The organism is Maribacter aestuarii, from assembly GCF_027474845.2.
GTDB classification, from domain to species: Bacteria; Bacteroidota; Bacteroidia; order Flavobacteriales; family Flavobacteriaceae; genus Maribacter; species Maribacter aestuarii.
Map to the genome: position 1 here is coordinate 554,757 of NZ_CP107031.2, position 13,196 is coordinate 567,952.

Annotated in this window: 6 protein-coding genes; 1 reads left to right on the forward strand and 5 read right to left on the reverse strand. The window is 43.0% G+C overall.

The features are described from left to right. Window positions 1–170: 170 nt before the first annotated feature. The 4 genes from N8A89_RS02380 to N8A89_RS02395 all read right to left on the reverse strand — a co-directional run bounded on the left by N8A89_RS02380 (window position 171) and on the right by N8A89_RS02395 (window position 10,837). Window positions 171–3,800, reverse strand: a complete 3,630-nt coding sequence (locus tag N8A89_RS02380; protein ID WP_289644851.1) for a beta strand repeat-containing protein — start codon at window positions 3,798–3,800, stop codon at window positions 171–173. A gap of 241 nt (window positions 3,801–4,041) precedes the next feature. Next, entirely contained in the window at window positions 4,042–5,982 is a 1,941-nt protein-coding gene (locus N8A89_RS02385; RefSeq protein WP_281540819.1) for an OmpA family protein, read from the reverse strand. A 13-nt stretch (window positions 5,983–5,995) separates the two neighbouring features. Further along, complete coding sequence (locus tag N8A89_RS02390; protein ID WP_281540820.1) at window positions 5,996–6,949, reverse strand: PorP/SprF family type IX secretion system membrane protein; 954 nt, start codon at window positions 6,947–6,949, stop codon at window positions 5,996–5,998. A gap of 12 nt (window positions 6,950–6,961) precedes the next feature. Further along, entirely contained in the window at window positions 6,962–10,837 is a 3,876-nt protein-coding gene (locus tag N8A89_RS02395) for an Ig-like domain-containing protein (RefSeq protein WP_281540821.1), read from the reverse strand. Between the two features lie 371 nt (window positions 10,838–11,208). Here N8A89_RS02395 and N8A89_RS02400 point away from each other — a divergent pair, with 371 nt between their 5' ends. After that, window positions 11,209–12,798, forward strand: a complete 1,590-nt coding sequence (locus N8A89_RS02400; RefSeq protein ID WP_281540822.1) for a peptide chain release factor 3 — start codon at window positions 11,209–11,211, stop codon at window positions 12,796–12,798. A gap of 33 nt (window positions 12,799–12,831) precedes the next feature. Here N8A89_RS02400 and N8A89_RS02405 read toward each other — a convergent pair whose 3' ends face one another. Next, window positions 12,832–13,146, reverse strand: coding sequence for a DUF3467 domain-containing protein (locus N8A89_RS02405; RefSeq protein WP_281540823.1), 315 nt, complete (start codon window positions 13,144–13,146; stop codon window positions 12,832–12,834). Window positions 13,147–13,196: the final 50 nt, after the last annotated feature.

Sequence of the window (13,196 nt, forward strand, 5' to 3'; positions counted from 1 at the left end):
TAAAGATTAACTATTTGATGGAAGTGTTAAAAATTTTGTTGCGAAAGTGGGTTATATCAAGGTAAAACTATTTAATAGTGAGGTGGCTAAGCAATAATTATTCTTTAAAGGATTGATAACCAATATTATATAGGTAAGTATTAACTAATACAATTGTAAGTAATTTATTACTATTGGTCTTTTTTGACCCTATACGTAATCTTACGGTTGGTGATTACGGTATAGGTCCTTACCTCACTAACAGGAGAAAACTCGGAGGTAGAATTGGAAATGGTTGCCGTAGCGGTCACAAGATTTGCCAAAGTGATACCAGGTGGCGCGGGTATCGTGAATTTAAATTTATTGGTATTATCCGTATTTCCATCATTATCGACATAATTACTTTGTCTTGTATCGGTATCATCAGCGCTACCTTCCACAAAAGAGCCAATAAAAGTCTGCCCCTCACCGTAATCATTGATCAAACCTAGTTGATTATCACCAGCCGTTGCGGTCCCCTCGGTGATATCCGTAATAAACCATTCTATGATTGCGCCAGGTCTAGACCATCCCTCAACAATCAAATTAGGGCCGGCTAAATATGTACCAGATATTAATGGGAAATTTAGAGAATCGTTGGGACCGGCGTCTGCGTCACCGCTATCATTAAGTGTAACCCCGTCCCCTATCGAGTCTGAATTATCTAAATCAATTCCAAGGGAGTTTGCCGCAGTTCCATTAGCGTAGAAAGAATTTTGAGAAATTAGATTCCCGGAAGTCGTTCCACCCGCCAATACAAGTCCAGGGCCTCCATTAGAAAATATGATATTGTTGCTTATGGTTGAATTGTCTCCGTCTAGCAGAATACCGGCATTCTCAATATTTCCTGAGCAAGTTCCCCCATCCTGACCCGAACCAGTAATCGTATTTTCAGTAATAGCGATATTTCCAGCAATACCGTCCCCGTCTATGCCCAAGGAAGCCGCATTCTCAATTAAATTTTGTTGAATACTTATATTCGAACCGCTAATCAACGTAATATTATCATCGCAAGGAGCATTTCCATTGGAGACAATATGATTATTTTGAACCAGGGTAGAAGAACCACCTTGAATCCATATACCCGAATCGGTATTGGTGGCAATGTAGTTACTATCAACAACCGTTTGGCCTCCTCTAATTTCTATTCCGTCCTTTATATTTCCTGCGTTTGCTCCCGCGGCATTAACCCCTATTAAATTAGAAATTATGTCAAGAGAACCTCCATCTAACCGTATCCCCGCATTGTTATTGGCATACACCGATAAATTACGGATTACTATGTCATTGGCATCCACTATAAAAACATCACCTGCATTTCTATGTACCTGTATCTCTGGCCTCTCATACGTTGGCAAAACTACGGCAGAAGTACCTACAGAAGTCCCGCCGGAACCGACCGCTCCAGCATTTGTATTGGATGAATAAGCGGTCTGTGTACGTCCATCAATTTTGGTGTTGTCCGATGATATGGCGCTTAGAGGATTTGCATTAGAAATAAAAATATCGAAATAGCCACTACCAAAATTGGCATCCGCTGTTCGGCCTTGAGGGTCACCCGTGGGTGGAATCATAAATATAGAAGTATCCTCTCCAGGAGCGGGGTCAAAAATACTATTGGACTCAATATCAAGACCTGTTTCGTCCAGGTTATTGGAATTTACAATAAACTGTTCCAAAGAACCTTGGCCATCTTCGTTCGTATTCACAATAGTATTAAAGTTGAAGCCAAAATCTATATTTCCTTTTCCATTACTCGCAATGGAAACCGTACTTATAGACTGGGCACCTGTTAATGTTCCCGGACCTACATCTTGCGAAGCGGGGTTTGCCCCTCCTACTTCACCAATAATCTCAGATGGCCCAGTTATGTTTTCACTTCTATACGTTTGTACTGCATAGCATGTGGTACAGCTACTGCCCCCGCCCCTATTGGATACCAATGAAGAATTTACTACACGAATGGAATACGTACCATTTGCCATACCACCAAAAGAATAATCTCCGTTAATATCGGTGGTTGTAGTAGCCTCCAGCGCTCCAAGACTATTATATAGTTCCACGATGGCTCCTGCAATAGAAATTCCTGAAGCATCCGTTTGGTTTCTACCATCTCCACCACCATAATTCACATCTTCGAAAACTGTACCCGATATGAGGTTAGAAGGCACCTTAATTACTACAGCATTGGAAATAACAAAATCCTGCCCTACATCCACATTTACGGTCACCTGATTATCCGTCGGATTAATAAATCCTGAAATATCAAAAGTATCAAGGTCCAAGCCATGAATATTGCTCAAATTTATACCTGCTGTATTGTCAAAAATAGTGGAATTATAGGCATTATTACCTGGGTTTCCCCCATCACCTGAGAGTACATTTGTAAATCCCAACTGATTGGTTACCGAAAGTTCCTCAGGATTGGTCGAGCCCGCACTAGCACCATCCAAAGTACTATCGCCTTCCCATGATAAAAACGTGGCTTTTGCCCCAGCACCCGCAATAGCAAAAAACGAGTCTAGGGTAAATGAAGTACCAGCATTGCTCAAGCCATTGAATCCTTGGTACAGATTAATGGTTACCGCTGGTAAAGTAGGTTCTTCATAGAAAATCATCAAGGACCAACCTCCTAGTACCACTGAGGTTGAACAATAATCAGGTCCTATATCATCATTATCAATCGTTAAATCTGAAAAATCATATGAATTCGTTGAAGGATTTGCAACACCTTGTACAATAGTCGTAACATCACTCACTAATCCAAATAGATTCCTTCCACCGGTTAAATAGCTGTTATATTCTACATCTGCCGTAACGGTCTGACCCTCAAAAGTAACCTGGTTGTCTATATTTAGACCGGAATGCGCCCAGTATAAATAAGCTTTTTTAATAGTTGCTGTTCCAGGGATGGCTGTGGTCAACGTATTGGAAGAACTTGTAGTTATGGAACAAGGATCAGTAACATTATCGTTTGTTCGTAAGGTTCCCCCCGTAACTGCGTAGTCAAAATACCCATTGAACTCTTCAAACAGATCTAGGGGAACATTTGCAGTATCAGTATCGGTAATGGTTGCGAAACCAGTATTATCCGATATCGAAACGCCGTTCGTAGCATTATTTAAAAATAAGCCGACGAACTCTGTTGGTTCACCAAATGCATCGTCAATTAGTGGAACGCTTACTGTCTGCGTTTCTCCATCCGTACCAGAGAAACTCACGGTTCCCGAAACAGCTGAGTAATCTACCCCAGCGTAAGCGGAGTTATCAAAGGATTGATAATCCACTGAAAAACCTCCTGAAACATCACCACTGAGTGTTAATGTAAAAACCGCATTCCCATCCTCCTCTGCAACTGTTACGTTGGAAACGGCAACACTAATAGGTAACTGAAAATATTCTACTTGGGTCCGCCTATTATTTGCTGACCCACAATTAAATTCATTTACAATTACCCTTACCTGTCCTGTAAAATTGGCCGTAAATGTTGTAGATGATCGCGTACCACAAGCATCATCATTATAGGCAACGAATGCCCCGGTTGTCCTGTATATAGTTAATTGTGTGTCCCAGGTAGCTAATCCGCAAGTACTCACCGTATAACTTCTACCATTGGTCACGTTCATGGTAAAATAACGGCCTGCCCTTATGTCCCCAGTAAATTGGGAAGTAGTAGTGGGCGTTACGGTTATTCCAGAATTCGTGCCGGAATTTGGGCACTGGCCATACGTGTAACCAAGAGAAAATAAAACTAAAAATACTATTCTTCCTAAAATCTTCATAAACTGCTAAAGGGTTTGAAACAACCTGGATTTTAGGTAAAGCTATACTTATCAAAGGGTTCTAATAAATAATTGTTGTATAAGTGGTTATACACGGAGTGTAGTCCAATAAAACTGGGGTTTGGCAATTTTTAGGTTTTATTATGCCCTTACTCTGGGATATAAGAATATACGCATATAGACTAAAAAATAAAAAGGGCGCCCTTTTATAGACCCCCTTCTTATTAAACTATTTTTTCGGCTATTCTAAAATGATAAACTCCGAACGCCTGTTCAGGTCATGTTTTTCAGAGGAGCATTTGACCCCATCAGCACATTCGTTGATGAGCTTCGTTTCGCCGTAACCCTCACTTTCTAATCGATTACTAGCAATACCTTTGGAAATCATATAGTTAATTGTAGATTCAGCTCTCTTTTGAGACAACCACAAATTGTAAGCTGCCGGACCTCTACTATCCGTATGCGAGTTAACCTTTAATTTCAAACTAGGGTATTTCTCCATTGCGGCAATTACCTTTTCTATTTCTATTTCGGAATCCTTTCGGATGTTATATTTATCGAAGTCAAAATAGATGGTACTCAATTGAAGTAATTTGGCCAAGTCATCTCCAAATCCGGCGGTTATCGTATCACGTTCTAGATAAAAATCTATAATCTTTGGTTTGCCATCGGATTCTCCAATGTACTCTTCAAAGGGAATGTAACCATCCATAAGCGCTCTTACAAAGTTCCCTTTGTTACAATCCAGTTGCAGACTATAATTGCCATCAGAATCCGTTATTGTTGTCATGATTTCATTGTTGTTCTCATCTATAACCTTGACGGTAGCACCAACAAGCACTTCATTTGAGATTTTATCCCTGACAGTTCCTGTAACTTTTTGAATGCAGTCAAATACCAACGGTTCCTTTTCTACAAAGCCGTAGATATCATCCGCTCCCAATCCACCTTCACGGTCAGAGGCAAAGTATCCTGTTTTATCTTCTTCTTTGAAGATGAAAGTAAAATCATCGTTTTTACCGTTTACAGGTTCCCCAACATTTAAAACTTTTCCGGTAAAATCTTGCCGCTTTGTCTTTGTAGCAAAAACATCCAAACCACCAAGTCCCGGATGACCATCGGATGAAAAATATAATATTTCCTCATTGGTCATAAAAGGAAAAGTTTCCCGAGCCTCCGTATTAATGTTTGGACCCAAATTCTGAGGGGTACCAAATGTGCCATCGTCGTTTATGGTCACCATAAAAAGATCTGATTCCCCCAAAGTTCCGGGCATATCCGAAGCAAAGTACAAAGTTTTCTCATCAGGACTTAAGGACGGATGGGCAACCGAATACGCATTGTTATTAAACGGAAGTTCCTCAATTTCCGACCATACACCATCAACCATCTGTGCTCTAAAAATTTTGAGCCTTATTATTCCTTTCTCGTCCTTGATATAATCACCATCGATAAAATTATTCCTAGTAAAATATAATGTCTGACCGTCTTTAGTGGTTACCGAGGTAGATTCATGCAATCTTGTATTTACATTTTCGCCTATTTTGATAACTTCGTTAATCGATGTGCTATCGGAATTCACCTTGTACAAATCCAAAAAGTCCTTTGCATTCCATGTATGGCGATAACGGGCAAAATTACCGGTATCCCTATCCGAAGAAAAAATTAGCCCTTCTTTATAATATGACGGAGCGAAATCAGAGTAAGGCGAATTGTACTCAAATGACTTAATATCGTATCTACCTGAATTTTCTTTGATTTCTTTTAGGTAGTCTCTTTCATTTTTATAGGATTGAGCACGAACGTCGTTACTGGTAAGCTCTACGAACTTGGCCATTACAAGATTGGAACCCTCGTAATCCCCAAGGGATTTTAAAGTTTGTGCATATTTAAAACAGTCTTCTGGAGAGGCATCACTGGCATAATCCGTTACCAAACGCCTATAGGTCTCGGCGGCGTCTTTATAATCCGCATTATAGTAGTAGGAATTACCTAATTTTTTTAAAATCTCGGCAGAAACATAGCCCTTATCAATAATTTTCTTATAAATATCTATAGCGGGGCTAAAGGAATATTCCTCATATTTCTCGTTTCCTTTATTAATGAGTCTTTCCTGTGCTAAGCTACTACCCAAACCACATAGTAAAAAAACAAAAAGCAAAAACTGTAATTTTCTCATCATCTATTTGTTCATATTAGAAGAAACGGGGTGATACTAATCTTTGGAAAGATTTGACCAACTCAAACCTTAAGAAAACCTCAAATGAACCATCGTTAAATTGTGTTCCACCCAATTCTGTTGTTTCCTTGTCATATGCTAGGCCCAACATAAATTGATCTGAGATTTGAAAACCTGCCATGGCACTTAAAGCTGCGTCCCAGCGATAGGCTGCTCCAAAAGTGAATTTTTCATTGAACATAAAGTTTGCCGAAAAATCTACCTGTAGCGGTGCTCCTCCAACTACCTTAGTCAATAATGCGGGCTTAAATTTTAAGTTCCCATTCAAATCGAACACATAGCCCGTAATAAAATAGAAATTGATCCGCTCTTGCGATAAAAACTGTACGGAATTGGCATCCCTTTGTGAATTATCAAAGTGTTCCGTTTGTAAGAGATTGGGAGCAGAAAGACCGGCATAAAACTTATTGGAGTGATAATAAAGACCAAGTCCAAAATTTGGTGAAAATCTATTTTCAATGTTATCGGAATTCACTGGTTCCGAATCAAAATTTCTAAGTTTATTAAAATCAAGATTCAAGAGGTTACCTCCGAACTTTAGTCCAAAGGATAGCTTGCCTTCTGCAGAAACATCAATCGTATAGGAAAGGACACCGTCAAAATAAGTTTCTTGCACCGTGCCGTCCCCAATTTCGTCATTTACGATAGAAATACCGTAACCAAGTTTACTGTTCCTTATAGGTGAATGCAGGTTAAGTGTCTGAGAGGTCGGAGCACCGTCTAACCCAACCCATTGTGCCCTGTACAAGGCGGCAATGCTCAATTGTCCACGAGATCCTGCGTATGCTGGATTTACACTCATAGTATTGAACATGTACTGGGTATATTGGGCATCTTGTTGGGCGCTGACCGTGACAAGACCTACGAACAATAAAATTAATAAAGCTGAAAACTTATTCCTGATATTCATATAGTTATGCTATTATCTACTGATGTAAAGATACTCACTATCCACATTATTAACTCCATCCAAAGTTGTGTAATCAAAAATGTAAAAATATATCCCCGAAGGTAAATATTCCTCTACACTTAGCGTGGACCTACCTCTTGAACGACCATCGAATACATTGTTTTGATTATTGTAGTTTTCACCTTCATACACCGCAACACCCCATCTATTGAAAATTCTTAATGTACTATTTCTTATGTTTTCAACTCCACGGATAAATAGGAAATCATTCCTTCCATCCGAATTAGGCGTAACCAATTGATTGACTTCTATTGCAGAAACTTCTGGAGCACTTACCGTTATGGTAACCGTAGCCGTATCGCAGTTGTCCATGGCGTCGCAGACCGTATACTCGAAAGTATCCGTACCGTTGAAGCCGTCGTTAGGTGTGTACGTGATTGTATCGTCCGTAATATCGTCCGGGGTTCCGCCGTCGTTTACCGTAACCGTTCCGTTAGAAGGGTCGGTTACCGTCAAGGTACCATCGCTGGGGATACCAGTATCATTGTCCAATATAGCTATGTCAACGGGAGTGTCCTCTTCCGTGGAAGCGACATCGTCCACTACATCCGGCATTGGAGGTGTGCCCACGGTTATAGTGACCGTGGCGGTATCGCAGTTGTCCATGGCGTCGCACACCGTATACTCGAAAGTATCCGTACCGTTGAAGCCGTCGTTAGGTGTGTACGTGATTGTATCGTCCGTAATATCGTCCGGGGTTCCGCCGTCGTTTACCGTAACCGTTCCGTTAGAAGGGTCGGTTACCGTCAAGGTACCATCGCTGGGGATACCAGTATCATTGTCCAATATAGCTATGTCAACGGGAGTGTCCTCTTCCGTGGAAGCGACATCGTCCACTACATCCGGCATTGGAGGTGTGCCCACGGTTATAGTGACCGTGGCGGTATCGCAGTTGTCCATGGCGTCGCACACCGTATACTCGAAAGTATCCGTACCGTTGAAGCCGTCGTTAGGTGTGTACGTGATTGTATCGTCCGTAATATCGTCCGGGGTTCCGCCGTCGTTTACCGTAACCGTTCCGTTAGAAGGGTCGGTTACCGTCAAGGTACCATCGCTGGGGATACCAGTATCATTGTCCAATATAGCTATGTCAACGGGAGTGTCCTCTTCCGTGGAAGCGACATCGTCCACTACATCCAGCATTGGAGGTGTGCCCACGGTTATAGTGACCGTGGCGGTATCGCAGTTGTCCATGGCGTCGCACACCGTATACTCGAAAGTATCCGTACCGTTGAAGCCGTCGTTAGGTGTGTACGTGATTGTATCGTCCGTAATATCGTCCGGGGTTCCGCCGTCGTTTACCGTAACCGTTCCGTTAGAAGGGTCGGTTACCGTCAAGGTACCATCGCTGGGGATACCAGTATCATTGTCCAATATAGCTATGTCAACGGGAGTGTCCTCTTCCGTGGAAGCGACATCGTCCACTACATCCGGCATTGGAGGTGTGCCCACGGTTATAGTGACCGTGGCGGTATCGCAGTTGTCCATGGCGTCGCACACCGTATACTCGAAAGTATCCGTACCGTTGAAGCCGTCGTTAGGTGTGTACGTGATTGTATCGTCCGTAATATCGTCCGGGGTTCGGCCGTCGTTTATCGTTACGATCCCGTTCGATGCATCGGTTACCGTCAAGGTACCATCGCTGGGGATACCAGTATCATTGTCCAATATAGCTATGTCAACGGGAGTGTCCTCTTCCGTGGAAGCGACATCGTCTACTACATCTAAAATCATTGGACTGTCAGGGTCGAGGTAGTCCGGCGTACCGTCGCCGTCCGTATCGTCGTCGGTAGGGTCGCCGTCACCGTCCGCGTCCTCGTCGGGGGTGTCTATACCGTCGCCGTCGTCGTCAAGGTCCCTGTAGTTCACGTCCTCCGTCCCGTCCGTGTCAGGAAGGTCGTTCGCGGGGTCGTCGATCTCATCGTTAACGTCGAAGCCGTCGTCAACATCGCTGCCCTCGTAGCCGTCGTCCAGCCCGTCGCCGTCCGTGTCCGTGCCCGTATAGGCCTGGTCGGGGACACCGTCGAAGTTGAAGTCGTTGCCCTCGTTGTTGTCCGGTACAAGGTCGTTGTCACTGTCACCGTCAAGGTAGTCGGGCGCGTCCGTACCGTCCGTGTTCACGGGGTCGAGACCCTCGGGGGCGTACGCACTGTTGATACCGTCGTTCGAGGCGTAGGTCGCCGCGTCGTCATCGTTAGGGGCAACATAGCCGTCGGTAGTCTGCGCCTCAACGTTGTCGGGGATGCCGTCGTCGTCACTGTCGATGTCCAAATGGTTAGGGTAACCGTCACCGTCCGTGTCGATAGGGTCGGTCAACGGATCGTTGTCGCCGTCGATGTTGGGGTCTTCCGTAGTATCCAGTACCCCGTCGTTGTCGTCGTCAAGGTCGACGCTGTCCGTTACGCCGTCACCATCGGTATCAGGGTCAGGAGAAGGGTCTGGGTCAGGGTCGAGGTAGTCCGGCGTACCGTCGCCGTCCGTATCGTCGTCGGTAGGGTCGCCGTCACCGTCCGCGTCCTCGTCGGGGGTGTCTATACCGTCGCCGTCGTCGTCAAGGTCCCTGTAGTTCACGTCCTCCGTCCCGTCCGTGTCAGGAAGGTCGTTCGCGGGGTCGTCGATCTCATCGTTAACGTCGAAGCCGTCGTCAACATCGCTGCCCTCGTAGCCGTCGTCCAGCCCGTCGCCGTCCGTGTCCGTGCCCGTATAGGCCTGGTCGGGGACACCGTCGAAGTTGAAGTCGTTGCCCTCGTTGTTGTCCGGTACAAGGTCGTTGTCACTGTCACCGTCAAGGTAGTCGGGCGCGTCCGTACCGTCCGTGTTCACGGGGTCGAGACCCTCGGGGGCGTACGCACTGTTGATACCGTCGTTCGAGGCGTAGGTCGCCGCGTCGTCATCGTTAGGGGCAACATAGCCGTCGGTAGTCTGCGCCTCAACGTTGTCGGGGATGCCGTCGTCGTCACTGTCGATGTCCCTAAAATTTGGATTTGTATCATTATCCGAATTAATCGGAGTAATTCCTTCACCTGAACCTGGCGTATTTTCATAGTGATCATCCAGTCCGTTTCCATCGCTATCCATTCCGCAGGGAGCCTGAAAATCATCCGGTGATTGCGCTTCAACATTGTCTAAGATTCCATCGTTGTCCGAATCCAAGTCCCTAAAATCGGGTCTAGCATCACTATCGGTATCCTCTGGCGTTAGACCTTCTCCAGACCCTGGTTTATGCTCATAATGATCATCAATACCATTACCATCACTGTCCATTCCGCATGGAGCTTGATAATCCGTGCTTGTCTGGGCCTCTACATTGTCCAAGATTCCATCATTATCAGAATCGATGTCCAAATAATCAGGAATATGGTCTCTATCAGTATCAACAGGAATAAGTCCACCACAACTTCCAGGAGTCTCCTCATAATGATCATCCAATCCATTTCCATCTGAATCTATACCACACGGAGCAATAAAATTTTCAGACAACTGCGCTTCTACATTATCAAGAATTCCATCATTGTCAGAATCAATGTCCAAATAATCAGGAATACCATCTCCGTCCGTATCTGTAGGATGAGTGGATGGGTCGTTATCTTCATCTTCATTGGCATCTTCCACGCTATCTATGATTCCGTCACCATCATCATCTATATCAACATGATTGGGAACTTTATCGCCATCCGTATCCGTATATAACGTAAGTGAAACGTCTTCCAAAGAACTCTCAGTTTCCATAGTAAAGGAAAAGCTTGTTTGAGCAGTAAGGAAAAGGGCTATTAGCAAAGCCTTGGTAAGCCATTTATAACCAATAATCGGAATTGTAATATTTTCCATAAATGATAGTTTTAGTCAACTGATCACCATGGCATGTAGGAAAAAAATAGTTGTAAGAAGTGGGGCTTACCTTTCAAAAATACAACGCAAGATAATTCTTATATCATAAACCTCAAATTGTTTGTATCGATAAAAAATCGTAACACTTCCAATAGCAAATTTATTCGATAAACTACCATATTATTGAGGTTCCACAATATTCTACCTAGTTTTTTATACTTTGAAAAGTAATATTATTCGACCAAAAACATAAGGCACTTGGCATGTTGTGAAAAATCTATAGAATAGGACTACTAAGGGTGCCTATGTATTATGCTCATAGGTTTTATCACAATAGCTATAAATTGTATAGTTTTGCCCAAATTTTATGAATGACATTTAAGCAAGAAATAGCAAGGAGGCGGACGTTTGGAATTATTTCACATCCCGATGCCGGTAAGACTACACTTACCGAAAAACTACTATTGTTTGGGGGAGCCATACAAGAGGCCGGTGCAGTTAAGAATAACAAAATCAAAAAAACTGCTACCAGTGATTTTATGGAGATAGAGCGGCAAAGAGGAATTTCTGTTGCTACCTCTGTTTTGGCCTTTATCTATAAGGATAAAAAAATAAACATTCTAGATACCCCCGGACACAAGGACTTTGCCGAGGACACTTTTCGCACATTAACTGCTGTGGACAGCGTTATCGTTGTTATTGATGTCGCAAAGGGTGTTGAGGAACAAACCGTCAAACTAGTAGAAGTTTGCCGGATGCGAAACATACCTATGCTTGTATTCATAAATAAACTTGACAGGGAAGGACAGGACGCTTTTGACCTATTGGACGAGCTAGAGCAGAAATTAGGTTTATCTGTTACACCATTGAGTTTTCCAATAGGGATGGGTTATGACTTCAAAGGCATATACAATATATACGAGAAAAATATAAATCTATTTACAGGGGACAACAAGAAGAATATTGAAGAAACCATCGCTTTTGACGATATCAACAGTTCGGAACTGGAAAAGATTATCGGCTCAAAAGCCGCTCAGGAACTACGGGATAATTTAGAATTGGTTTGGGGCGTTTACCCGCCTTTCGATAAAAAAGCTTATTTAGCCGGGGAACAACAACCTGTTTTCTTTGGGTCGGCATTAAATAATTTTGGAGTACGGGAACTATTGGATTGTTTCATAGAAATTGCCCCGGCACCAAAGCCAAAAATGGCAGAGGAAAGATTGGTAACTGCGGATGAACCGGAATTAACCGGCTTCGTGTTTAAAATTCATGCCAATATGGATCCCAAGCACAGAGATCGATTAGCTTTTGTGAAAATTGTGTCCGGTAAATTTGAGCGAAACAAGCCCTATCTTCATGTAAGGCACAACAAAAAATTAAAATTTTCCAGTCCCAACGCATTTTTTGCGGAAAAAAAGGAAATTGTGGACGAATCGTTTCCCGGTGATATTGTAGGCTTACATGATACCGGTAACTTTAAAATAGGTGATACCCTTACTGAAGGGGAAGTTTTACACTATAAAGGTGTTCCGAGTTTTTCTCCGGAGCATTTTAGGTATATCAATAATGCAGACCCAATGAAATCCAAGCAATTGAATAAGGGTATAGACCAGTTAATGGATGAAGGTGTCGCTCAACTTTTTACGTTGGAAATGAACGGACGCAAAGTAATAGGTACAGTGGGTGCCCTGCAATTTGAAGTCATTCAGTATCGATTGGAGCATGAATATGGTGCCAAATGCAGCTATGAAAATTTTCCGGTATACAAAGCTTGCTGGGTAGGCACGGAGAATAGAAAAAGTGACGAGTTCAAGGAATTTGTAAGGGTAAAACAAAAATTTCTTGCAAAAGACAAACGTGGACAACTTGTTTTCCTTGCAGATTCCCAGTTTTCCTTACAAATGACACAGCAAAAATATCCGTCCGTGAAACTCCATTTTACATCGGAGTTCGACTAAAAAAAAGCCCAGCTAAAACTTAGCTGGGTTTTTTTATGCTTCCCCTGTCGGTCCAAAATTCATCGGAATTGGGGGTTGCTCATAATCTTTAATGGTCCCGTGTGCTTTCTCAAAGCGCTGAACGTTATCGTTCAAGGCCTTTAAAAATTTCTTGGCATGCTGTGGGGTAAGCACTATTCTGCTTTTCACCTTAGCCTTTGGAGCACCGGGCATCATACTAATAAAATCAACGACAAATTCAGAAACGGAATGATTAATAATGGCCAAGTTGGAATAGATACCTTCTGCCACTTTTTCGTCCAATTCTATATTTATCTGTTTTTGATTTTGTTTTTTACTATCGCTCATATCTTGAAAATTATACAAAAAGAAACCCCCAACATAGTTGAGGGTTTAGT